Here is a 23,655-nt window from a genome sequence, read left to right on the forward strand (position 1 = left end):
TCTGATGTGGCAATTATTCTGGGTGTCGATCCCGGCTCAAGGATCACCGGTTACGGTATTATCCGTGCCGAGGGCCGGCACATAGAATATATCGACAGTGGTTGCATCCGCATGGGTGAAAAACCCATGCCGGAGCGCCTGAAAATCATCTTTCAGAGCTTGGTGAGTCTGATTGCCGAATACCAGCCACAGGAATTTGCCATTGAGCAGGTTTTTATGGCTCGAAACCCGGATTCAGCTCTCAAGCTTGGGCAGGCCCGTGGTGCGGCTATTGTTGGTGCCGCAACCAGTGGTCTCGCTGTTCACGAATACTCAGCCCGACAGGTCAAGCAGGCGGTGGTTGGCAAGGGCGGTGCCGAAAAGTCCCAAGTCCAGCACATGGTTCAGGTGTTGCTGTCACTCTCCCGTAAACCCCAAGCAGACGCTGCCGATGCGTTAGCTATCGCGTTGTGTCATGCGCACATGAATCAAAGCATACTGAGAGTGGCAGGTGGTGCGGGTAAGGCGCGCAGTGGGCGCGTGCGACAACAATAAACTGCTCTGCGGAGCGGCAGGAGGCAATCCTTGATAGGTCGTATCCGAGGTATTCTGGTCGAAAAGACACCCGGGCAAGCGTTGGTCGAATGTGGCGGTCTGGGTTACGAAGTTGATATTCCTTTCACTGCTTACTATCACCTGCCAGAACCCGGGCAGGAAGTTACCCTTCATACACATTTCGTCGTTCGAGAAGACGTTCAAAGCCTGTATGGATTTGCTTCAAGGCTTGATCGGGATCTATTTCGGTTGCTGATCAAAGTGAACGGTGTAGGCCCTAAGATGGCTGCCGGTATTCTTTCAGGGTTGGAGGCGCAGCAGTTTATTCACTGCGTGGAGGCTCGTGACATCAAGTCATTGGTAAAGCTGCCGGGGGTCGGCAAGAAGACAGCAGAGCGCCTGCTGATTGAGATGCCAGACCGCATCAAGCAGCTTGAAGGGCAGTTTATACCTGCATCTGCAGATACAGAGACGGGTGCAGCAGACTCAGCCCAGCATGCAATGTCCTCACACAATCCTGCCGACGAAGCAGAGGCGGCGCTCATAGCTCTTGGGTATAAGCCTCAGGAAGCTGCGCGGGCAATTAGCAAGGTGGCAAAAGAGGGGGTGACCAGTGAGGCCCTGATTCGTCTGGCCCTGCGCAATATGATACCTGTTTGATGACGTGACTTTAATATGTAGCCTGTATGGCGCCAAACCTGTAGAGAGCGTAACGTGACACGCAGGTGGCTGTTTGTACAATTGGGTCACTTTTGGTTTTAAGTGGCAGTCTATTGATTCCCGATAAGCGGATAAGTTCATGATTGAATCCGACCGACTGATCTCAGCCAGGGCCGGTGACAACGAAGAGGTTCAGGATCGCGCTATCCGGCCAACGTTGCTTGCGGAGTATGTTGGGCAGCCCGCGGTGCGGGAACAGATGGATATCTTTATCTCGGCGGCTCGCGGTCGTCGGGAAGCCTTGGACCATGTGCTGATCTTCGGGCCTCCAGGGCTGGGGAAAACAACCTTAGCCAATATCATTGCCAACGAGATGGGCGTGTCGATAAAGACAACGTCCGGGCCGGTGCTTGAAAAGGCCGGAGATCTCGCGGCCATGCTGACTAATCTGGAAGAGGGCGATGTTCTCTTCATTGATGAGATCCACCGCCTTAGCGCTGTGGTAGAAGAAATACTGTACCCGGCGATGGAAGACTATCAGCTGGATATCATGATTGGTGAGGGGCCTGCAGCGCGTTCGATCAAGCTGGATTTACCGCCTTTTACACTGGTGGGCGCAACCACTCGGGCTGGCCTGTTGACATCTCCGTTGAGGGATCGATTCGGAATCGTTCAACGTCTGGAATTTTATAATACGGCGGATCTCACGCACATTGTTGGTCGCTCAGCGCGGCTTTCAGGTGTTGATATGGATGAAGAGGGCGCCTACGAAATAGCGCACCGCTCCAGAGGCACGCCCCGGATAGCCAATCGGCTGTTGCGGCGGGTGAGAGATTACGCGGAAGTACGAGCGGATGGCCACATCAATGCGGCGATAGCCGATCAGGCCTTGAACATGCTGAAGGTAGATAGTCAGGGCTTTGATCACATGGACCGCCGACTGCTACTAGCGATGATCGAAAAGTTTGATGGCGGACCAGTGGGCGTAGAAAGCCTGGCGGCAGCAATCAGTGAAGAGCGCGGAACGATCGAGGATGTTCTTGAACCGTTTCTGATTCAGCAGGGCTTTATGGTGCGTACACCCAGAGGTCGCATGGTGACATCCCACGCGTACCAGCATTTTGGCATTGTGCCGCAAGCACCGGATGCCCCTGCTTCTGAAGGGGGTGCTCTTTGAGCGAGGGCGAAGCAGCTGCAACTTTTGCGCTGCCAATCCGGGTATATATTGAAGATACAGACGCCGGCGGCATTGTTTATCATGCGCGCTACCTGCATTACATGGAGCGAGCACGCACGGAGTGGGTGCGAAGTTGCGGAGTAGGACTTCGGGCGGGGTTGGCTGAAAACATAAGCTATGTAGTACAGCGCTTGTCGATTCACTACGCCATTCCAGCCATGCTGGATGATGAGCTTACCGTTACCGCAGAGCCCGTGGCCTTTGGGCGCGTCTGGATGGATTTCCGTCAACAGGTAGTGCGGGTAAAAGATGGCAAGAAATTGTGTGAGGCAAGCGTAAGAGTTGCCTGTATAGCACTTGATAGTGGGCGCCCAAGGCGCTTACCTGAAAACATGCTGGAGCTTTTGGGGCATAACTGCCCAAAGCTTTAAAATCGAAACAAAACACGAAATAACCCAGGAGTAAGTGGTGGATTCGGAACTGTCAGTCTGGAGTCTGATTGCAAATGCCGGTGTGTTGGTTCAGCTGGTAATGTTGTTACTTGCCGCTGCATCGGTAATGTCCTGGGCGCTTATTTTTCAGCGCTTGCAGGTATTTCGCAAAGCCCGACAGGCGCAGTTGGCGTTTGAAGAGCGCTTCTGGTCTGGCATGGATCTGGGGCAACTCTACCGTGAGGTAAATGCCGAGCCCACGCCTTTCTCGGGCATGGAAGCCTTGTTCCGTGCCGGCTTCAAAGAGTTCTCCAGGCTTCGCCAGCAAAGCCGCGATGCCGATGCCGTTATGGAGGGCACGCAGCGCGCTATGCGGGTGGCATTCTCCCGTGAGCAAGAGCGACTGGAAACCCACTTGCCTTTTTTGGCAACGGTAGGCTCAACAAGCCCTTATGTAGGTCTGTTTGGTACGGTGTGGGGCATTATGAACTCGTTTCGGGGGTTGGCCCAGGTTCAGCAAGCCACGCTAGCAACGGTTGCGCCGGGCATCTCGGAAGCCCTGATTGCAACGGCCATGGGTTTGTTCGCAGCGATTCCAGCGGTTATCGCGTACAACCGGTTTTCCGCTAAATCAGATGCTCTGCTCAAAAACTATGAAACCTTCGCCGAAGAATTTTCCAGCATTCTGCATCGCCGTGTCCACAGCGCCGAGAAGGGCGCAGCCTGATGACATTTACGGTTAACCCACGGAGCACAGCGCTATGAAAGGCATGGGGATGATGCCCGAAAACCGCAAGAAGCCGATGTCGGAAATCAACGTTGTTCCGTACATCGACGTGATGCTGGTGCTGCTGATTATCTTTATGGTCACGGCACCTATGCTTACCCAGGGCGTTAAGGTTGATCTTCCGGAGACATCTTCAGCGCCAATTACCGCCGACAAAAACGTCGAATCCATCATAGTGTCGGTGGATTCAAACGGCGCCTATTACGTGGAAGTGGGAGATAAGGGGAGTGATCCGATGCCCTTGGCTGAAGTTCGAGCGCAGGTGGCGAAAATTCTGTCCCAAAGAACGTCCAGTGAAATTCTTGTGCGCGGCGATGAAAACGTTGATTACGGAACCGTTGTACGCTTGATGGCCGCTTTGCAGGGTGCAGGTGCAACCAGCATAGGGTTGATTACTGATTCAGCCCCGGACGAAACGTGACATCAGCGCAGGCGGAATGGTTGTGACAGGTCAGGAACGGGAATACACCAGCACTGGAGTGCCGCCCTGGAAATCACCAGTCGCGCTATCAGTGGCTTTGCATCTACTCATTGCCGGCGTGGCCCTGGCGGGTTGGTCGTGGTCGAATCCTATTAAGGAGCCGCCGCCCAGTAGTATTTCGGCGCGCCTGATCACGCAGCAGAAGCCCGAACCAAGCCCGGTTGTTGAGCCGGTAGATCAGCCCGACAAGGAGCTGGAGCGGAAAGAGCTGGAAAAGCAGAAGCAGGCGGAATTGCAGAAGCGCCAGAAAGAAGAAGAGGCGCGTAAAGCAGCCGAGAAGAAAAAGCGCGAAGAAGCCAAGCGAAAAGCTAAAGAGCAGGAACGCAAGCGCGAGCAAGCCAAGGCTGAAGAGTTAAAGGTTCAAAAGCAGAGAGAGGCTGCGCGCCAGAAAGCCGAAGCAGAGGCAAAAGAACGAGAGCGCCGCAAGGCAGAAGCAGACGCTGAGAAAAAGCGACAGGAAGAGGCCAAGCGCAAGGCGGAAGAGGAACGACAGCGCAAGGAAGAGCAGCGTAAGCGCGAAGAAGCTGAGCGTAAGAAGCAGGAAGAGCTTGCCCGCAAAGAAGCAGAGCGCAAACGGTTGGAAGCAGAACGCAAGTTGCAAGAGCAGCAGTTGGAAGCTCAGGCAGAACAGGCTCGCAAGGCCCGTGCAGATGAAGCGCGTCGCCAGGAGCAAGCAGCAGCGGCGAAAGCCCGCGAGAGCCAAATGTTGTCTGAAAGCCAGAAATATCAGGCGTTGATCCGTGAAAAGCTTAGCCAGGCGTGGTATCCGCCTTCATCGGCGACCGAAGACATGACTGCGCGTTTGCAGATCACCTTGCTGCCAACCGGCGAGCTGGCAAGCGTTAAACTCGTGGCCAGTAGTGGAAATACTGCGTTCGATAACTCCGCTCTGGGTGCGGTAAAGTCACTGAACCGATACCCGGTGCCATCTGAGCGAGACACGTTTGAAACCTATTTTCGCCAGTTTACGATCGAATTCAATCCTAAACGATTGAGATAAGGATACGGGTAACACCATGAAGCAGAAAATCTCATTCAGGCTACCGATAACGATTATCGCAGCGTTTTTCCTGATGCTGACAGCCGCTGGAAGTGCTCAAGCTGAACTGTTGATTCGTATCACTGAGGGTGCAGACTCCGCTATTCCGGTATCTGTGGTTCCGTTTGCTGAAAATGGCAGCATGCCTGTAGGGGATAAACTAAGCAGCATTGTGCAGGCCGACCTGGCGATGAGTGGCGAGTTTCGCCCCCTGCCACCGGAGAAAATGCTAAGCCTTCCATCAAAACGATCGGATGTGTATTTCCGGGATTGGCGCTTGCTTGGCCAGCGCTATGTTTTGGTGGGTGAGCTCACACGCACGGGTGACAGGGTAGAGGCTCGTTATGAGCTGTTTGATGTTAACCGGGAAGAGCGAATACTGGGCGAGACCGCGGGAGCGCCAGCATCCAACATTCGTTCTCTGGCTCACCACGTTAGCGACAAAGTATATGAGGCGATCACGGGCGTTCCTGGTGCTTTTTCTACCAAGCTGGCGTACGTAACGCTTGAGCGGGAAAATGGGAAATCCCGGTATCGGCTACAAGTCAGCGACATAGACGGTAAGCGAGCCGGAATTCGCCTTGAAAGCAAAGAGCCGATTCTTTCCCCGGCCTGGTCGCCGGATGGCAGAAAGTTGGCGTATGTGTCTTTTGAAACCGGCAAACCCGCTATATTTGTTCATGAACTCAGTTCGGGGCAGCGTACCAAGGTGGCCGATTTCCCTGGGTTGAACTCGGCGCCAGCATGGTCACAGGATGGTCAGTCGCTGCTGATGACCTTGTCTAAAGACGGCAATGCCGAGATCTATCAGATGAATCTTCAGTCCCGTAAGGTGACGAAACTCAGTAACCACTGGGCGATTGATACTGAAGCCGCATGGGACAGTGCGGGTAAGGGCATTTTCTTTACATCGGACCGTTCAGGTGGGCCGCAGATCTACTACATGGCAAAGCCGGGAGCTGAGCCGCGGCGGATAACCTTCGGCAGCCGCTACAACGCTCGCCCGCGTCCCGATAACACAGGTAAATATGTGTATTACGTGCACCAGCGCGATCGGGCATTCACGATTGCTCGCACGAATCTTGAGACCGATGAGGAAACCGTCCTCACTCGCACAGAATCCGATGAGTCTCCCAGCGTGTCGCCAAACGGCCGCATGCTGATATACGCCACCAAGCAGAGCGGTGAAAGCGTGCTGACTGTTATCTCAGCAGATGGCGGTGCCGCATATAGCCTTCCCGCTTCGGAAGGGGATGTCCGCGACCCGGCCTGGGGGCCTATTGTTCGGTAGTAGATGGGTGCAACGGCATCCATCTGAAGAGTCGAAGTTCAAATCAACCAACGGAAAGGAATAAATCATGAAGTTGTCAGCCCAAGCCAAAGTAGTTGCACTGCTGTTTTCCGCAGGCCTCTTCGCCGGTTGTAGTACGACAGGCGAAAATATGGACGACGGAGCATACGGCTCTGACGTTCAGCCTATTGATCAGGACGGCGGATCTACCGTTTATGGCGGTGGCGATCAGGGCGGCATTTCTTCGTCGTCAATGACCGAAGACGAGCGCATGGAAATTGAAAAGCAGGCAGAGCAGGCTGCTCTGCGGGATATTACAACCTTCTATTTCGATTTCGATACCTCTGAAATCAAGCCCGAAGCCCGTGATGTACTCATGGCGCACGCACGCTATCTGTCCAGCAATCCTGGCCAGAAGGTTCGTCTGGAAGGTCACGGTGATGAACGCGGCTCAAAGGAATATAACCTGGCACTGGGTGAGCGCCGTGCGAATGCCGTTCAGCGTTTCCTGATTGTGAATGGAGCTTCACGGGGCCAGATGGAAACCGTAAGCTATGGTGAAGAGAAGCCAGCGGTTATGGGTTCGACAGAGAGCGCATGGGCACAAAATCGCCGTGTGGAACTCGTATTCGAGTAAACGCATATACAACATCAGGTTAAACCCATGAGAAAACAGCTCATGGCGGCAGTGATTTTCCCGCTTGCCTTAGGGCAGGCGGGGACAGCGCTGGCGCAATCATCTACCCCCGCATTCCAGAGCAACGCCTCTGAGGCTCAGCGCAAGGCCAATGCCAGTCAGGCTACGTCTGAGTTGTTTTACATGATTCAGCAGCTTCAGGGTGAAGTCAGGCGGCTACAGGGTGAATCGGAAGAGCAGAGACATCTGATAAAGCGTCTGCAAGATCAGGGGAGGGATCGTTACATTGATCTCGATCAGCGCATACTCGATCTTTCAGAGAAGGTATCTGCTCAACCCCAGGCAGCAGCTAGCGGGGGTTCCGGAAAGAGCAAGCCTGCAGCTATACGTGAGTATCGTCAGCCCGAAGCAGAAGAGCGAAAAGCGTACACTGCCATTCAGGCGCTCATCCATAGCCAGAAAAAATACGACGAAGCCATTAGCCGTATTTATGAATTTATAGATAAGTACCCCGAAGGAGATCTTACGGTCAATGCGTATTATTGGCTGGGTGAGGTGTATCTGGTCAAACCGCAACTTGAGCAAGCGCGTCAGGCCTTCTCCATTGTTGCAACCCGTTATGCGGACCATCGTAAGGCGCCTGATGCCGTCTATAAGCTGGGAGTAACCCTTGATCGGCTTGATAAGAAGGCCGAAGCCCGTCGACAAATGGAGCAGGTTGTAAACGACTATCCCGAGAGTGATGCTGCGGGGCTTGCCAGAAAATATCTGGGGTCTGCGCAGGGTTAATAACACGGTAATCGGAAAAATATTAGAAAACATGGCGAGAGGGGGTTGATCGTCAGGGAAAAATCATTACTATATGCGCCTCGCTTGGGTCGTTAGCTCAGTTGGTAGAGCAGTTGGCTTTTAACCAATTGGTCGATGGTTCGAATCCATCACGACCCACCAATTCGAATTCCGGAGCAATTGCTGAGCCGCTCCGGGATCGATCAGGGTCACCAGGCACTGATCACCTGTTTTAGGGTCGTTAGCTCAGTTGGTAGAGCAGTTGGCTTTTAACCAATTGGTCGATGGTTCGAATCCATCACGACCCACCATTATCAGCAGTAAGAAGAATCAAGGTTTGTTAGTTTACAAAGTTTGATTTGGAAGGATCGAAAGCATTGCGAGTTAAAGCTTAAGGGCTGCAGAAATGCAGTCCTTTTTTTTTACTTGCCGGTTTTTCAGCAGGCAAAACGGAATTTGCGGGCTCGGTATAGTCCCTACAGCGCTATCGGTATCTGAAATGATATACTCAGGCGCAGAATGTAGCTGGCGGAAAGTATCTGGTGCCACGTAATTGGTTTCACGTGATTGCTTCCTGTTGATTGAGAGTGACCGTACATGACTATAGCTGAAGACCGAATTCTTGTTCAGGAACACCTGGCCCATGCAGCGGAGCCCAAGCCGCTCAGCGCTGATGAGAAGGCGCGGCTTGAATCCCGCATCAAGGAAGTCCTCAAGGAAAAGGACGCCGTACTCGTGGCGCATTATTACACCGACCCCGACATCCAGCGTCTCGCTGAAGAAACCGGCGGTTGCGTTGCAGACTCACTTGAAATGGCTCGCTTCGGAAATCAACATCCGGCCTCTACAGTGGTCGTGGCGGGCGTCCGATTCATGGGTGAAACTGCCAAAATACTGAACCCGGAAAAACGCGTTTTAATGCCCACCCTTGAAGCAACCTGCTCACTCGATATCGGGTGTCCTGCGGATGAGTTTCAGGCCTTCTGCGATGAGCACAGTGACCGTACCGTTGTGGTTTATGCGAACACGTCCGCCGCTGTCAAAGCCCGTGCGGACTGGGTTGTAACCTCCAGCTGTGCCCAGGCTATCGTTGAAGATCTTGATTCGAGGGGAGAGAAGATACTATGGGCCCCTGACAAGCATCTCGGGCACTACGTGCAGAAAACGACCGGGGCCGACATGCTGCTGTGGGATGGTTCCTGCATAGTGCACGAAGAATTCAAGCACCGTGGCCTGGAAGACCTCAAGGCTCTATACCCGAATGCGGCCATACTGGTTCACCCTGAATCTCCCAATGCTGTTGTGGAAATGGCGGATGTTGTTGGCTCAACCTCTCAGTTGATTCACGCTGTGCAGAACCTGCCAAATCAGGAATTCATCGTTGCTACCGATAATGGCATTTTCTATAAAATGCAGCAGTTGGCACCGAATAAGACGCTGATAGAGGCGCCTACAGCTGGCAACGGGGCTACCTGTCGCAGCTGTGCCCAGTGCCCGTGGATGGCCATGAATGGCCTGGAGAACCTTCTTGCTGTGATTGAAAAGGGCGATCAGGAAGTGCTTGTGGATGCACAAACCCGGGAGGCTGCACTTAAACCCTTGCGGCGTATGCTCGATTTCACTGCGGGGATGAACCTGAAAGCGGCGGGTAACGCCTGATTTCAATTGTTTCTGCGGGCTTGGTGGCGGCTGGTGATCTCGGCTAGCCGCTCACTTACCACTTGTCGTTGAGCTGAGCCGGCAGGCAGTTTTTCCTGAGCCTGCCTGAGCTGCCTCTGGGCAGACTCCAGATCCCCCATAAGAGCGTCATATTCCGCCCTGGCGCGGTGAACTCCCACGATGTTCCTGGCCATGCCTTCGGCTTCTGCCAGGCGTAGCCATAGATATTCCTGTTGCGGCATTTTGCGGGTTAGTTGCGTCAAATGCTCGGCCGCCTTAGTGCCGTTGCCTGCCGCTATTTCCACATCGGCGAGTGTTGATGTAATTGGGTAGTTGCCCGGGTTCCTGCTCAAAGCATCTTTTAGAACAGATCGAGCCTCATCCAGCTTGTTTTCCTGAATATATATCTCTGCCAGGGTTACCTGCAAAGTTATCCGCCCCGGGTTGTTCTTCAATAGCTCGTTGATGACTTTTGCTGCTTTTTCAGCCTGGTTGTTGCTCAGGTAGGCGACTGCCAGTCCATAACGAATGACTTCGTTCGTTTCCGCATCCGGTTTTTTCAGGTAATTTTCGAAGGTGTCCACCGCTATTTCGGGAGACGCCGCGTAGTGAACTTGTAGGCGGCTGCGCATCAGGTGGTATTCCTGGCCATCCCGGATGGTTTTCTCGGGGTATTGTTCCGCACGGTTACGGGTATCGGCCACCCGGCTTTGGGTCAGAGGGTGAGTTGAAAGGTACTCAGGCATGTTGTTGCCCTGCAGCCTGTTCTGCCGCATCATTATTTCGAACATTTCAGGCATTCCCCGTGGGTCCATTCCCGCAGCAGCGAGAATATCCAGCCCCACTCTGTCTGCTTCCTGCTCGTGGGAGCGGCTGTAGGCCAGCATGTTTTGTATGGCCAGTGCTTGTGTGCCGGCAATCGCCGCAATGCCTATATCGGATTGAGTGACCGCAGAGAGCACGATGCCGGCAATCATACCCGCAAGCGTTAAGGGTGCGCTGGTCTCCTGCTGCTCAAGACGACGGGCGAAGTGCCGCTGGCTAAGGTGGGCAAGTTCGTGAGCGAGCACCGATGCAAACTGTTGTTCTGTGGCGGCGTTGAGAAACAGCCCGCCGTTTACACCGACAATGCCCCCAGGCACTGCGAAAGCATTGAGGGCCGGGCTATCAATAAGCGCGAGCGTAATATCGCGATTTTCCAGGGGAGCTGAGGGCACCAGCCGGTAAACAATGGCACTGAGGTAGTCGTAAATAAGTGGGTCGGTGATACGCGGAGCGGATCGGCGGATCGACACCATAACCTGTTGCCCAATGTCACTCTCCTGATGCCCGGAAATAAGCCCGCCGCCTGTTCCACCAATATTCGGCAGCCGGGTATCCTGAGCGTGCGATACAGAGCTCAAGGCCAGTAAGAAAGCCAGAATGGTTGCTGTTGAAATCTTCCGGTACCCACGAAACTCCGATAGAACGTCATTCATGTAATGCAGTGTGCTCCTGGTTCTGGCTGCTGTTGAGACAGCGTATCCCGTCAAAAAATCCGGATCTGCTGATTAACAGGTATTGTGATGCAATACAGTATCACTGGAGGCATAATGCCGGCTTGCGAATTTCATGTCTTGTGATGGTGCACCTTCTTTATGGCTGATCGTACACTGGATACGTCCGGGCTTCGCTGCCCAATGCCCTTGCTGAAAACAAAATTGGAGCTCAACGGTATGTCTCCGGGCGATATGCTTGAGGTGATTGCCACAGATGCGGGCTCCGCTCGCGATATTCCGGCCTTTCTGGAGTTGTCTCGCCACCATTTGGTGAACTCTACGCAAACTGATGGCCATTTCCGCTTTGTGATAGAGTGCGGCGGTTAATTTTCCGGAGTCATTGATGTTCAGAATTTTACGCGGTCTTGCGCACAAATACTTTTCAGATGAAGAAGCTGTCATTCTTTTTCTGATTTTGGTGGCAGGCACATTTTTCATTATTTTTTTTGGTGCCATGCTCGCACCCGCAATCGCCTCGCTTATTGTGGCGTTTATTCTGCAGGGGCTGGTTACTCGGTTGAGTGCCTATGGTGTTCCGGAAGGTTTAGCGATACTCGGTGTGTTTCTGGTGTTTCTCGGTGTATTGGTAGGGTTTATCTTTGGCCTTTTACCGCTGATATGGACTCAGGTCAGCACGCTTGCAGGCGAGGCTCCCCGAATCATTGGTGAGTTGCAGTCATACCTTGAGCTTTTGCCTGAAGAGTACCCACATTTGATCTCGGCTGAGGCGGTGCGCAGTCTTTACCAACAAGTGAATACTGAGGTGGGCCACATGACTCAGTGGCTGGTGTCCTTCTCGCTGTCGAGCATCCCTGATCTTGTCGCACTGCTCATTTACATGGTATTGGTTCCTATACTTGTGTTCTTCTTCCTGAAAGACCGGGAAGTCCTGCTAGGGGCCATTTCCAGACTGCTTCCACCTCAACGTCCGATGATGGTGCAAATCTGGCATGAGGTTAACCTTCAATGTGCAAATTACGTGCGCGGGAAAGCGGTTGAAATTCTGATCGTTGGTGGCGCGACCTATATTGCGTTCAAACTCCTTGGCGTACCTTATGCTGCCTTGCTATCGCTTCTGGTGGGCTTGAGTGTTGTAATCCCATACATTGGTGCGGCAGTGGTCACGATTCCGGTTGCGGTGATCGCACTCTTCGCCTTTGGGTGGGGTAGCCATTTTATCTGGGTAATGGTGATATACGGCATAATTCAGGCATTAGACGGTAACGTGCTGGTTCCCGTGCTGTTCTCAGAAGTGAACAGTCTGCACCCGGTTGTTATTATTATTTCGGTATTGTTCTTTGGCGGTATTTGGGGCTTGTGGGGTGTGTTCTTTGCCATTCCGTTGGCCACCATGTTGAAAGCTGTATTCTTTGCCTGGCCGGTAAAGGGGCCTGCTTTCTCAACCAGTTCGGACGAAGTGTAATTTAATTTCCTTGTGTCACTTCGTGCCCAACATTACCATATTCGTTTTATTCGGATGGAGCTTTTATGATTACGGGTAGCCTTGTCGCACTGGTCACGCCCATGCATCCAAACGGTGACATTCACTGGGAGCATCTGGACAAACTGGTCGACTTTCATCTGGACAACGGCACCAACGGTATCGTTGCGGTAGGAACCACCGGCGAATCCGCAACGCTCGATCAGCAAGAGCACTGTCGGGTAATTGGTTACATCATCAAGCGCGTAAATGGGCGGATTCCCGTTATCGCCGGTACCGGTGGCAACAGCACGCGTGAAGCCATCTATCTGACAACGGAAGCTCATAAACTGGGCGCGGACGCCTGCCTCCTGGTTGTGCCTTACTACAATAAGCCAACTCAGGAAGGCCTTTACCAGCACTTTAAAGCCATCGCTGAAGCTGTACCCGGTATGAGCCAGATGCTCTACAACGTACCCGGGCGCACGGCCTGCGACATGCTAAACGAAACCGTTTTGCGCTTGGCCGACATCCCGAACATTGTTGCCATCAAAGATGCGACGGGCAATATTCCCCGGGGAGCAGAACTGATTGAAGCTCTCAATGGTCGCCTTGCCGTTTATTCCGGTGACGATGCTACTGCAGCAGAACTGATGCTCGCTGGTGCAAAGGGCAACGTTTCGGTTACTGCAAACGTGGCGCCCCAAGGTATGTCTGATCTTTGTGCCGCAGCGATTGCGGGCAATCGGGAAGAAACAGAACGCCTGAACGAGCTTCTTATGCCTTTGAACCGGAAGCTGTTCCTGGAAGCAAATCCCATCCCTGTTAAGTGGGCGCTTCAACGTATGGGTATGATTGGTGAGGGTATACGGCTTCCACTGACCCAGTTCAGTGAGAAATTCCACGGAGAACTGGAAGAAGCAATGAACGCTTCGGGTGTTCTCTGAGTTTGCCGATACCAGCCCTGAAACAGACCCATACAGAGAGAAGGCCAATGCAGGTTCTTTCAAGAACCCGTAAGTTTTTTGCAGTCCGACGCTTGGCTGGTGCCTCCGGGCTCTTGCTTATTATGGCAACAGCCGGATGTGGCGTGCTTGATGATCGTTCTGAAAGCTATGTGTACGAGAAAGAAGGCGATGAACTGGCTCTGCCAGAATCAGCGGATTCTTCCCGTTTTTCCCAGGTGATGCCTATCCGGAAAATAACTCCGGCTGATGGCAGCAAAATGTATCCATCTGACATCCCTCGTCCTCCGGACATGACCTCGGAAATTCTCGAAGAGAATTACCTGGTTGAAGAGCTTGATGGTCGCGCCTGGTTGTTGGTGAATGATGTGCCGGGGCGTATTTGGCCAGCGGTCACGACTTATATGAACGATCAAGGCCTTGGTGTAGCCCACGACAGCCCTCAGCTGGGGCTGCTACAGAGTGAGCTGGCCAACTTCAATATGCGTGCTCGCGACCTTCTTGAGCTTTCCAGCGCTCCTGTCGATGCAACCGCAGCTGAACCGAAAGTCATTCTTCAAGTTCGTATAGCGCCAGGTGTTCGGCGGAAAACCACGGAAATCCAGGTGCGCAAGCTTACTTCAGTGCACGGGCCAGACGAAGGCTCGGCCTGGCCGGGAGAGCTACTTTCCTGGAGCGGAGTTCCCGAGTTTTCCGCCGAGCAACTTGCGTTACAGAAACGGCTGCTTGCCGACATGGGTGAGTTCCTGAAAGCCCGTGAAGAGAGCAAGTCCTTCTCGCGCGCAGCATCGGGCATGGATACAAAACCATTGGTTAAGCTGATATCTGAAAACGACACGGCACAAGCCATTGGCATGGATCTCGACTACGGTCGCTCTTGGGCCGAGGTGAACCGCGCGCTGAGCGAATCGGATATTGTCGTGCTTGACCTCAATCGGAGCGAAGGTTGGATTTTCGTCGATTTCCGCAGCGCCGATGAGCGCGACCCGGGATGGTTTAGCTGGTTTAGTGATAAAGAGAAGCCCCGCCATACTCATACAGTGAATCTGGTCGAGCGTGATGAGCAGGTCAGGGTTACCGCTGACGTTGTAGATGGATACAGCGGCGACAAGCGGGCAGAGGGTTTGCTCAAGCAGCTATTCGATTACCTATACTGATCTAGAAGGGGTGCCTGCAGTGCGTGCGGGCCTCCATTTCGGAGACTTAAGATGGAAAAACGCGAAGAACTATACGCAGGCAAAGCCAAATCTGTATTCCGCACCGACGATCCAGAGCGCTTTGTTCTTGTCTTCCGTGATGATACCTCGGCATTTGACGGCGAAAAGAAAGAACAGCTCAATCGTAAAGGAATGGTGAATAACCGTTTCAACGCGTTCATTATGGATAAGCTGGAAGCCGCCGGTGTGCCAACGCACCACGAGGGCCTGTTGTCTGCGACGGAATCACTGGTTAAAAAGCTCGATATGATTCCTGTGGAGTGCGTTGTTCGAAACGTATCTGCAGGTAGTCTGTGCCGTCGCTTGGGTGTCGAAGAAGGGCTGGAGCTTACCCCGCCAACCTACGAGTTATTTTTGAAAAATGACGCGCTGCACGACCCTATGGTTAATGAGTCGTTGGCCATTAGTTTTAATTGGGCGACCGAGGCCGAACTCGCGCGCATGAAAGAGTTAACCTACAAGGTAAACGGCGTTCTTAAAAACCTGTTTGATGAAGCTGGAATGTTGCTGGTGGATTACAAACTGGAGTTCGGCCGTAGTGGCGGTGACATTGTGTTGGGTGATGAGTTCAGCCCCGACGGCTGCCGCATTTGGGATAAGGAAACCCGCAAAAAGATGGACAAGGATCGTTTCCGCCAAGGCTTGGGCAGCGTTATTGAAACTTATGAAGAAGTTGGTCGGCGCATCGGTATTAACTTCGACTGATTTCATCGCCAGATAATCAAACAGACAATAAAGATACAGGTGCACCATGCGAAAACTCACACTTGCATTAGGCAGTTCATTAATTCTGGCCACCCCTTTTGCCCAAGCCGACATTGCGGGCCTTGGCGCTAGCGTAAGTTATTGGGACTCGAGCGCCTCGGGTACAGCGTCATCCGGCAATAGCACAGTCGATATGAATGACGAACTAGGCTTGAAGGATGACGGTAACGTCAATGCCAGTATTTATCTGGAGCACCCGGTTCCCGTGTTGCCTAATGTGCGTCTGTCGTACACGCTGATTCAACAAAGTGGGCAAGGTGAGCTCACCAGCAACTACGGTATTTTTACTGCAGGTACTCAGGTCTATTCAGAGCTCGATCTTGAGCAACTGGATTTAACACTGTATTACGAAATTCTCGATAACTGGGTCAATCTTGATCTCGGACTTACAGTGCGAGATTTTTCCGGCGAGCTGCTTGTGCAGAAAAGTGCTGTTGTAGACCGTACTGAAGCGGATGCTGTTTTACCTATGGGGTACATTTCCGCTCGCTTTGACCTCCCGCTTACCGGAGTTGCGGTTGGTGCTGAGGGCAACTTCATCAGCTTTGATGGTGATTCGATGCGTGATTTCAGTGTTTACGGGCAGTACAGCCTCTCACTGCTGCAGCTGCAAGCGGGTTATCGCCAGTATGCAGTGGATTATAAAGATGGCGATGATGCCTTTGACGTTAAAGTTGACGGGCCCTTTATAAGTGCAGGATTAACCTTTTAAGGCGCTTTAAGAGGAGCGAAAAAATTGTGAAGATTCTGGTAACGGGCACCGCGGGATTCATCGGCGCGCAGCTAGCGCATCGATTGCTTGAGCGGGGAGATGAAGTAATTGGCGTTGACTGCGTTAACGACTATTACGATGTTAATCTCAAAGAAGCCCGGCTTGCACGCCTGACCGGACACCCTGGATTCACAGAAGTACGCGAGGACATTTCCGACCGCACTGTGATGGCAGACATCTTCGCAAAGCATCGCCCTGAGCGAGTCGTGCACCTGGCTGCCCAAGCAGGTGTGCGTTACTCAATCGAAAATCCAAACGCCTATGTGGATGCCAACCTTGTTGGTTTTATGAATATCCTTGAAGGCTGCCGCCATAATGATGTGAAACACCTGGTTTACGCATCCAGCAGTTCTGTTTATGGCGCCAACGAGGCTATGCCTTTTGCTGTCCGCGATAATGTGGACCACCCGTTAAGTCTGTACGCCGCCTCAAAAAAGGCCAATGAGCTGATGGCCCACACATACAGCCATCTGTACCGGCTGCCAACTACGGGTCTCCGATTCTTCACGGTATATGGCCCCTGGGGCCGGCCGGATATGGCGTTGTTTATCTTCACCAGGAAAATACTCGCGGGTGAGCCGATTGATGTATTCAATCACGGCAACCATAAGCGCGATTTCACGTATATAAACGATATTGTAGAAGGCGTTATTCGCACTCTCGATCAGGTGGCAGAGCCTAATGAGAAGTGGAGTGGGGCAGCGCCAGATCCGAGCACCAGCAAGGCGCCTTATCGTATTTACAATATTGGCAGTAACAATCCCGTTGAGCTGTCTCGCTTCATCGAAATTATCGAAGAGAGAACGGGTAAGAAAGCGATAAAGAATCTCCTGCCCATGCAGCCAGGTGATGTGCCTGCCACCTACGCCAATGTCGATGACTTGATCAGTGACGTAGGGTACAAGCCAGAAACCCCGGTGGAAGAGGGCATCGCAAAGTTTGTGGACTGGTATCGCGACTTCTACCAGGTGTGATTCAGGCTGGATTTCCGAAACGCTGCTCTAGCCAGGTGTTAATGTCAGAGGATTCGTACATCCACTGCTCACTGCCATCCTCATTCTGAATCCGCAAACAGGGCACTTTTATATTGCCCCCACCTTGCTCCAACTCAGTCCGATGGGTTTCGTTGTGCTGTGCATCCCGCTTTTCAATATTGAGATTCAATCTCGCAATTTGCTTTCTTACTTTCACACAGAAAGGGCAGGTCTTGAACTGATACAGCGCAAGGTTCTCGCAGGCGGCATCAACTTCCTTCTGGTCCTCTGGGCTACGCTCCATGGGCTTTCCACCACCAAGCTTTTCGCTCAACAGAACAAACGGCGTGAGAAAAAGACGCAACGTCCGGAAAAAATAACGGATGACCACTCGCATTGTATAAACCTTTAATTTGATACGTGAAATTCAGTGGGCAGTATAAAGCAAAACCGGTATGGTTTCGGGTATTCAGCCTGTCTATGTCAGTTTTATAAGGAACCGAAAATGAAGTCGATCGCTTTGTGGGATCTGCCTACACGACTCTTTCACTGGCTTCTGGTGGTTGCCGTTACAGGCTCGCTGGTGACAGTCAGTCTTGGCGGTGCCTGGATGCTGTGGCATGAACGCTTTGGTATCGCCATTGTGGGCCTGATTAGCTTTCGATTGGCGTGGGGTGTGCTAGGCTCGACTTACTCTCGCTTTTTGCACTTTATTCCGAAGCCATCTGCTATTCGCGTGTATCTGAAAGGTGACTGGCAAGGACTAGGGCATAACCCTTTGGGTGCCCTTTCAGTTCTGGCCATGCTCGTATTATTGGGCTTTCAGGCGGTTACAGGGCTGTTTGCTACAGACGCCATAGCGTTCAATGGGCCACTTTACCGTGCAGTGTCCTCGGATTGGAACGACACCATTACTTCCTGGCATAAGTTCACTGAATGGTTTATCTACGGCCTGATAGGCCTGCATATTGCCAGCGTACTTTTTTATACGCTGGTTAAAAAAGATAATCTCATCACACCAATGGTCAGCGGGCGTAAAAAAGTCGAAGAAACGCAAGCCGAGGAGAGGGCAGGCGGTGGGCCGTTGGCTTTCGTTGTCGCATTGGCGGTGGCAGCGTTCGCAGTATGGGTAGCGACTGGAGGGCTTTTGTCGCCCCCTCCACCGCCGCCACCCGATCTTGGTTGGTGAACAGCATTAAGCAAGGCTCTAGTGGTAAGGCTTACTCGGCACGGAACTCGTCGTGGCAAGCCTTGCAGGACTTACCTACTTCACTGAACTGAGCCGCTAGGGCGCCCTTACCGCCGCCGTTAGCTGCAACTTCCTGAAGCTTGGTCGCAGCTTGGGCAAAGCCAATAGCAACTTCTCGAGCTTTTTCTGGCTTATCAAAAAACACAGGCAATAGCCTTGTGTTCTCATTTTTGTCGTTGGCAGTACCTGGCCCAAAGAGGCCACCCAAACCAGAGTTTGCCACCGCCGCAATGGCATTGGCTGCAGCCAGCATCTGCTGTTCGTTATAGGCAACGCTGCCATCTATTGCCTGAGCCTTAATCTTTCCCATGTTCCAGGCTGCAAACGTAAACGCACTCTGGCGTGTTTCAATCTGATCTTCTACATCCAATTGGGCAACAGCCGGTGCTGATACGGCGGCGCTCATTGCCAAGGCTAGAATAAATGGTGACTTACGCATGCTTCACTCTCTCATTGTGTAAGGTGCTGTGGCTTGACCGTTGTAATGATTCCATAGATACAGCCCGATTTATACCCTAATAATCTAACCTCTGGACGCGGATCCAAGCCGGTCAGCCCGTCCGTTGTAGGTTCAACCCGCCTGCTTTCGTCCCCCCGGCATACAGAAAGCACATCAAAAAGACAGTGGCAGAATTGGCCAGTGCTCGGGTAACAATATGCCCTTGTAGTCCCCCAGCTTGGTTGCAAGAATGCCGGATTGTAGAACAACATCTACGCAAAAATTCTAATAAAACAAGGAATGGTGGACATGGCAAGAAGTGCGGTGTGGCTAATATGCACCACGATAGTGTGTGGACTTGCCTTGCCATCGGCGCAGGCCGGTATGGGCAACCTGGGCACCAGCTATGGGCTTATGCCCCAGGACATAGCAACTGCGCAGGGGCTTTCGATGTTTACCGAGGAAGTGTCTGCAACCTACTACAACCCCTCCTACATTACCGCCGATGAGCGTGGAGAGTTGACGGCGGGCATTCTCCACGCAGAGCAGGAGCTTCGAACCACCCGGTCGGATGCCCGTGGAAATGTGCTTGCAAACGCACCAACACAGCATGTTCTGTTAGGGTTTAAATCGAATCTCGCCTCGCTCACCCGTGACAGGCACCCTCTACACGTGGGTATTATTCTTGGCCTGGAAAAGTACGGCAAGGAAATGATGGCGTTTCGGTCGGAGACGTCTGACACCGGGCAGTACTTACAGTTCGGAAAGCAGCCCATGTTTCTGAATGCTGGCGTCGGAACCCATGTTGCTAAGGGTATCTCCGTCGGTGCTTCGTTCAGGTTGACCCTGAAAGCATCCGCCGAACTGGAAACCCAAACAACGCTCACGGGTGATATGCGCCAGGAGCGCTTGAACGTCAACGCGCAGCCGTCGCTGAAGGCGATTCTGGGTACAACCATAAAGCCTGCTGAGCTGTTTTGTGACGGCGATTGTTTTTGGGATGGCTGGGAATTAGCCCTCGTTTACAGAACCAAGTCGTCGTCGTCCACGTCGGTCGAAGCCAATGTAGTGGTCAATAACACAGTTCCCGATCCGGGGCTATCGGTGGCCGTAACGACGATAGAAGCGTTTCAGCCGGAAACTTACTCCGCTGGATTGCAGTATTCAGGTGAACGCTGGCGAGCAGCGGTGTCGATTGAACAGCAGCGTTGGTCTGAACTTGTTGATGAATTTGCCGGGGATACCATTAAGGACCAAGCCGAGCTTTCCCCCTCTGAACGCATTCATTTCGACGATGTGTTGATTCCGCGAGTAGGGGCCGAATACCAGCTAAACGGAACCTATCTGGTCAGTGCGGGCCTTGCTTACGAAACCTCCCCGCTTCGCACTGAACGCAACCCGGGTCTCAATTACTACGATACAGACAGGGCTGTTATCGGGCTCGGGTTTGCAGCCGTGTATGACCGCACGCCCGTTTTCAGCTACCCCGTACGTCTCGATTTTGCGTATCAGTATCAGCAGTTGATTGATCGGGATTTCCTGATTGTTGATGGAAGTGGCAACGAAACATCTGTCACAGCCGACGGCAATATTCATGTCGTCAGCACTTCAATTACGCTCAAATTTTAAGGTGGGCTTCGCTGTGAAACATAGACTTCTGACGTTGCCTCTTCTGGCTTCGCTTATCGTTGCCTGCAGCGATAGTGACACTCTTGAGCTTACGCCTAAGCTCGCCAACCCTGATCTCGTTTACTCATACCCTACGGATGGGCAACGCAATGTTAGCCCGGCCACCGACGTAGTTCTCAGGTTCTCTGAACCCGTCGACTCTGACTCGTTGCAGCGCAGCGCGAGATTGCGCTCTGAGGTAGGCGATGTCGATTATGTCATCACAAGCATTGATGATGGGTACAGTGTGCTATTAACGCCTGCTGAGCCTCTGGTGACGGGCACCAACTATGAAGTGGTTTTCAATAATCCGGTTCTGGCTCAGGATGGTCGGGAAATACGGAACCTGAATGACAATCTCGCCAATGATGCGCCAGGCATTCAGTTTATAACCCGCGGAGGCTTCACCGGATTCAAAAATGTTGATTCCGCAGGGCAGAACTTTGCAGTGGCCACTATAAATCCTGCACCGAACACCCTGTTCGAACCCTCTGATTTCGCCTCATTTCGTATAGAGCTAACTCATCCTGCGCATCCTGATTGGCAGGTGCTGGGAGGCACCATTGAGCTTCTGGACGCGCAAGGGGATAAAGTTCCCGCAAACGTGTTTGTTCAGGATCGTCGTATCACATTAGACCCCTGCATCGCTGAAGGCGCAGATAACTGTGGTTTGCCGGGTGATAATTTAACGGGCGGCGAACGCTATAAACTTTCAGTTAAAGATTTCCCGGCAATAACCGGGGAGCGCCTAACCTATGCCAGTCAGTTCCTCGCCAAATCAACCAAGCCGACCGTTGTCCAGTTTCAGAATGTGACCGATCCGGGTATCACTGAGGGCAATGCAGAACTGGTGTTGTCCAAGCTGAACGGGCAACCGGTCAACGGCGTTATATTGAACTCGGTTTTGCTGGGTAACACTGACGTATCCGAAAGCAGTGGCGGCCTGTACAGCGAACTTGCGTTCGCGCCAGCATTTGGCGCAGATGAAGCCTTGCCGATCCGTGTGCCAAGGGGCACGCGCCTTACGGGCAGCTCCGTTGGTGTAAGGGCTAATGGAACCGTGCCTGTTCTGGATGAGCGCACGGGGCAGGCCCAGACCACCGGTGCACTTGTCATAACGATGATCACAGATGCAACGGGTTATCTGATTCCCAATCCATACACAGATGATATACATGCGCCTAGCCACGTGCGGCTGTTTATCGATGTCTCCATGAGCACCGAGATGGCGAGCCCAAACGCGGCGTTAACGCAGAACCTGCTGCATGCGGAGCTTGTTGGAATTGCACAGGTTGAAGACGGTCTACTCAAGATTGATGTACTCGGTGTACTTGAACCAGCCCTTTTGGGCAGGGAAGTTGCGGACTCCACGATCGCTTTTCAGATTACGGGTGATACCTCAGTTGATGCGCAACTGGCGGCGTTTGATGACCGGGAATCTGATCGGGAACCGCCTGGATTGTTGAGTTGGTCTCCCGGCACCCTTGGAGAGAAAGACTTCGCGCCTGACATGGGCAAACTCCACAGGCCTGGCGACCCCGTGACATTGTTTTTCGATGAGCCGATTCTGGAATCTTCTGTGGCAACTGGTGTCATCCTGAAAGCTGGAGCAAGTGAAGTACCGGTCAACTACCGTGTTGATGGCTCATCGGTGAGCCTCAATCCGGAGGGCGGGCTGAAGCACGGTGTGACCTACTTTGTAGAGCTTAATTCCAACCTGACCGACCTGGCAGGTAACGGGTTCCCCCAGCAGGTTCTCGAGTTTGAATTGCCCGATTTGGGAACGGGTGTTGCAAAGGTCTCACCACTTCCTCTAACCACCTACCCGGGTTATCCCTGCGTGACAGTGGGTTTGGATCTGGCAAGTAACAAGCATGGCCAGTGTGTAGATGGCGCAATTGACGGGCCTTTGGGAGAAGTGATCCCGCTAAGCAGGTTGCCTGCAAATCGCCCGATATCGGTGCTGTTTTCCCAGTCCCTGGATGAAAGCACGGTGCGGTTAGGGGAGACGTTCAAGGTGGACTCGGTTAACGAAGATGGCACCACGCGTGTTGAAAACGTGCCCGGTCGACTGGAGTTCAGCAACCAGCGCATTCGTTTCTTCCCGGCCGAGCCATGGCAGCGGGATGCGTTGTATCGATATACATTGGCGTCTAGCCAGGGCGGGGGGTGCGATAACGCAATCTGTTCCGAGACAGACCAGAACGGACTTGGGCTCCCTCTTCAAACAGACCTGCTTGTCAATTCAGAAGACATTGGCGGCCCGGATCTGGAAATATATTTCCGCGGTGCACCTCAGACCGACCATGTATTTGTACCACTACGCAGTGTGCCTGTGCGGGATGCGAACTCCAATTACGTCATTGATTGCAACTCCGCATCTGACTGCCTGGAGCCCTTCGACCATGAACCTTACCCTGCGGGGCAGAGCGCACCAACGGTGTACAAACCCAGTAAAAATGCGACCACAATTTTGTCGGGCGGCCCTGCGAAGGTCGTGGGGTTGGAGTTACTGCCGGCAAGAATTGGGTGTAAGCCATCGCAAAGCGGGGATTGCCCGGAGAACAAGTTTTTGTATAAAACCTACGGGCTGAACATTGATTTGGCAGGGCCGATTGACCCGAGTGTTTTTGGAGACGAAGGAATTGAAGTCAAAGTCTACCCTACGGTAATTGCTACCACCCCGATCAGTGTGTTTTTGGAAGTGTTCGGGGAGCAGGTAACAGGGCCGGCCATTGTCAGGATGCGTCACGTTGTGACTGAGGATAATCCGGAAGGCCATATAGTAGGCATGATTGATCAGGGGGCGGACGGCAGGCTTCGATTCAGAACCACGGCACCAGCCTACCTGGACGCCCCGAATCTCAAGTTGTTTGGGCAAACCGACAGCCTGTTGAAGCATGATATCTACAGCACAGAGTTTGAACTGGAGCTTTCAGGGCCTGTCCGGCTCATCGATGATGGGCGCTTGCTGGTGACACTGGAGACCTTGAATGTGGTCAATTTAAAGGCAAACGTGGGGTTTGAAAAAGTGCTCAAGGGCTTGGTAGAGCTATCACTAACCATCCCGGCAGGTGGCGCAAACTTGAATTTAATATCGCTGCCGGTCAAGCAGATGCCAGAGGGGTTTCAGGTGGCGCCGTAAAAGGCGCCCCAAAACCAA

General features: G+C 52.8%; 24 protein-coding genes and 2 tRNA genes. 23 read left to right on the top strand and 3 right to left on the bottom strand.

Annotated elements, in window-relative coordinates:
- Nucleotides 1-6: 6 nt before the first annotated feature.
- The 13 genes from ruvC to nadA all read left to right on the top strand — a co-directional run bounded on the left by ruvC (nt 7) and on the right by nadA (nt 9,485).
- Nucleotides 7-534 carry a crossover junction endodeoxyribonuclease RuvC gene (gene ruvC / locus AADB16_RS10055; RefSeq protein ID WP_309043291.1) on the top strand — a complete coding sequence of 176 codons (528 nt, stop codon included), beginning with the start codon at nt 7-9 and terminating at the stop codon, nt 532-534.
- 30 nt (nt 535-564) lie between these two features.
- Nucleotides 565-1,194, top strand: a complete 630-nt coding sequence (gene ruvA / locus AADB16_RS10060) for a Holliday junction branch migration protein RuvA (RefSeq protein ID WP_410803003.1) — start codon at nt 565-567, stop codon at nt 1,192-1,194.
- Between the two features lie 139 nt (nt 1,195-1,333).
- Nucleotides 1,334-2,371, top strand: coding sequence for a Holliday junction branch migration DNA helicase RuvB (gene ruvB, locus AADB16_RS10065; RefSeq protein ID WP_410803005.1), 1,038 nt, complete (start codon nt 1,334-1,336; stop codon nt 2,369-2,371).
- Nucleotides 2,368-2,802 (top strand): tol-pal system-associated acyl-CoA thioesterase, encoded by a 435-nt coding sequence (ybgC, locus tag AADB16_RS10070; RefSeq protein ID WP_298447551.1) that lies wholly within the window; start codon nt 2,368-2,370, stop codon nt 2,800-2,802. The genes ruvB and ybgC overlap by 4 nt, the downstream gene beginning before the upstream one ends.
- Nucleotides 2,803-2,839: 37 nt before the next feature.
- The gene (gene tolQ, locus AADB16_RS10075; protein WP_200360961.1) at nt 2,840-3,529 is read left to right on the top strand and encodes a protein TolQ; all 690 of its coding nucleotides are present in this window, start codon (nt 2,840-2,842) and stop codon (nt 3,527-3,529) included.
- A gap of 34 nt (nt 3,530-3,563) precedes the next feature.
- Entirely contained in the window at nt 3,564-4,010 is a 447-nt protein-coding gene (gene tolR / locus AADB16_RS10080) for a protein TolR (RefSeq protein ID WP_200200898.1), read from the top strand.
- A 22-nt stretch (nt 4,011-4,032) separates the two neighbouring features.
- Nucleotides 4,033-5,070, top strand: coding sequence for a cell envelope integrity protein TolA (gene tolA / locus AADB16_RS10085; protein WP_410803007.1), 1,038 nt, complete (start codon nt 4,033-4,035; stop codon nt 5,068-5,070).
- A gap of 16 nt (nt 5,071-5,086) precedes the next feature.
- Nucleotides 5,087-6,400 (top strand): Tol-Pal system beta propeller repeat protein TolB, encoded by a 1,314-nt coding sequence (gene tolB / locus AADB16_RS10090; protein ID WP_410803008.1) that lies wholly within the window; start codon nt 5,087-5,089, stop codon nt 6,398-6,400.
- 67 nt (nt 6,401-6,467) lie between these two features.
- Nucleotides 6,468-7,037 carry a peptidoglycan-associated lipoprotein Pal gene (gene pal, locus AADB16_RS10095; RefSeq protein WP_410803009.1) on the top strand — a complete coding sequence of 190 codons (570 nt, stop codon included), beginning with the start codon at nt 6,468-6,470 and terminating at the stop codon, nt 7,035-7,037.
- Nucleotides 7,038-7,064: 27 nt separating this feature from the next.
- On the top strand, nt 7,065-7,826 hold the full coding sequence (gene ybgF, locus AADB16_RS10100; RefSeq protein WP_410803010.1) for a tol-pal system protein YbgF: 762 nt from the start codon (nt 7,065-7,067) through the stop codon (nt 7,824-7,826).
- An 86-nt stretch (nt 7,827-7,912) separates the two neighbouring features.
- Nucleotides 7,913-7,988: transfer RNA gene (locus AADB16_RS10105), tRNA-Lys, on the top strand.
- A 73-nt stretch (nt 7,989-8,061) separates the two neighbouring features.
- Nucleotides 8,062-8,137, top strand: a tRNA-Lys gene (locus AADB16_RS10110).
- Nucleotides 8,138-8,423: 286 nt separating this feature from the next.
- Nucleotides 8,424-9,485 carry a quinolinate synthase NadA gene (gene nadA, locus AADB16_RS10115; RefSeq protein WP_410803011.1) on the top strand — a complete coding sequence of 354 codons (1,062 nt, stop codon included), beginning with the start codon at nt 8,424-8,426 and terminating at the stop codon, nt 9,483-9,485.
- A 2-nt stretch (nt 9,486-9,487) separates the two neighbouring features.
- On the opposite strand, the gene AADB16_RS10120 is transcribed toward nadA, so the two are convergent.
- Nucleotides 9,488-10,963 carry a M48 family metalloprotease gene (locus AADB16_RS10120; RefSeq protein WP_410803012.1) on the bottom strand — a complete coding sequence of 492 codons (1,476 nt, stop codon included), beginning with the start codon at nt 10,961-10,963 and terminating at the stop codon, nt 9,488-9,490.
- A gap of 159 nt (nt 10,964-11,122) precedes the next feature.
- On the opposite strand from AADB16_RS10120, the gene AADB16_RS10125 reads away from it, so the two are divergent.
- The 7 genes from AADB16_RS10125 (at nt 11,123) to AADB16_RS10155 (ending at nt 17,136) form a co-directional block, all read left to right on the top strand.
- Nucleotides 11,123-11,350 carry a sulfurtransferase TusA family protein gene (locus tag AADB16_RS10125; protein ID WP_309043300.1) on the top strand — a complete coding sequence of 76 codons (228 nt, stop codon included), beginning with the start codon at nt 11,123-11,125 and terminating at the stop codon, nt 11,348-11,350.
- Nucleotides 11,351-11,366: 16 nt separating this feature from the next.
- A complete protein-coding gene (locus AADB16_RS10130) occupies nt 11,367-12,446 on the top strand; it encodes an AI-2E family transporter (RefSeq protein WP_410803013.1) in 1,080 nt (359 codons plus the stop codon).
- 65 nt (nt 12,447-12,511) lie between these two features.
- The gene (gene dapA, locus AADB16_RS10135; protein WP_298447532.1) at nt 12,512-13,390 is read left to right on the top strand and encodes a 4-hydroxy-tetrahydrodipicolinate synthase; all 879 of its coding nucleotides are present in this window, start codon (nt 12,512-12,514) and stop codon (nt 13,388-13,390) included.
- Between the two features lie 47 nt (nt 13,391-13,437).
- Entirely contained in the window at nt 13,438-14,565 is a 1,128-nt protein-coding gene (gene bamC / locus AADB16_RS10140) for an outer membrane protein assembly factor BamC (RefSeq protein WP_410803014.1), read from the top strand.
- Between the two features lie 51 nt (nt 14,566-14,616).
- The gene (gene purC / locus AADB16_RS10145; RefSeq protein ID WP_298447528.1) at nt 14,617-15,330 is read left to right on the top strand and encodes a phosphoribosylaminoimidazolesuccinocarboxamide synthase; all 714 of its coding nucleotides are present in this window, start codon (nt 14,617-14,619) and stop codon (nt 15,328-15,330) included.
- Nucleotides 15,331-15,376: 46 nt separating this feature from the next.
- Nucleotides 15,377-16,102: a TIGR04219 family outer membrane beta-barrel protein gene (locus AADB16_RS10150; RefSeq protein ID WP_309043304.1), complete on the top strand. Its 726-nt coding sequence runs from the start codon at nt 15,377-15,379 to the stop codon at nt 16,100-16,102.
- Between the two features lie 26 nt (nt 16,103-16,128).
- On the top strand, nt 16,129-17,136 hold the full coding sequence (locus tag AADB16_RS10155) for an NAD-dependent epimerase (RefSeq protein WP_410803015.1): 1,008 nt from the start codon (nt 16,129-16,131) through the stop codon (nt 17,134-17,136).
- A gap of 1 nt (nt 17,137) precedes the next feature.
- Here the strand turns inward: AADB16_RS10155 and AADB16_RS10160 are convergent, their stop codons facing one another.
- Nucleotides 17,138-17,533 (bottom strand): glutaredoxin family protein, encoded by a 396-nt coding sequence (locus AADB16_RS10160; RefSeq protein WP_410803017.1) that lies wholly within the window; start codon nt 17,531-17,533, stop codon nt 17,138-17,140.
- Between the two features lie 108 nt (nt 17,534-17,641).
- Here AADB16_RS10160 and AADB16_RS10165 point away from each other — a divergent pair, with 108 nt between their 5' ends.
- Nucleotides 17,642-18,325: a cytochrome b/b6 domain-containing protein gene (locus AADB16_RS10165; protein WP_410803018.1), complete on the top strand. Its 684-nt coding sequence runs from the start codon at nt 17,642-17,644 to the stop codon at nt 18,323-18,325.
- A 31-nt stretch (nt 18,326-18,356) separates the two neighbouring features.
- Here AADB16_RS10165 and AADB16_RS10170 read toward each other — a convergent pair whose 3' ends face one another.
- A complete protein-coding gene (locus AADB16_RS10170) occupies nt 18,357-18,824 on the bottom strand; it encodes a c-type cytochrome (protein WP_309043308.1) in 468 nt (155 codons plus the stop codon).
- Between the two features lie 309 nt (nt 18,825-19,133).
- On the opposite strand from AADB16_RS10170, the gene AADB16_RS10175 reads away from it, so the two are divergent.
- Both AADB16_RS10175 and AADB16_RS10180 read left to right on the top strand, forming a co-directional pair.
- The gene (locus tag AADB16_RS10175; protein ID WP_410803020.1) at nt 19,134-20,453 is read left to right on the top strand and encodes an OmpP1/FadL family transporter; all 1,320 of its coding nucleotides are present in this window, start codon (nt 19,134-19,136) and stop codon (nt 20,451-20,453) included.
- 13 nt (nt 20,454-20,466) lie between these two features.
- The gene (locus AADB16_RS10180) at nt 20,467-23,637 is read left to right on the top strand and encodes an Ig-like domain-containing protein (RefSeq protein ID WP_410803022.1); all 3,171 of its coding nucleotides are present in this window, start codon (nt 20,467-20,469) and stop codon (nt 23,635-23,637) included.
- Nucleotides 23,638-23,655 lie beyond the last annotated feature (18 nt).

The organism is Marinobacter sp. KMM 10035 (assembly GCF_046537445.1).
In the GTDB taxonomy this organism is placed as follows: domain Bacteria; phylum Pseudomonadota; class Gammaproteobacteria; order Pseudomonadales; family Oleiphilaceae; genus Marinobacter; species Marinobacter sediminicola.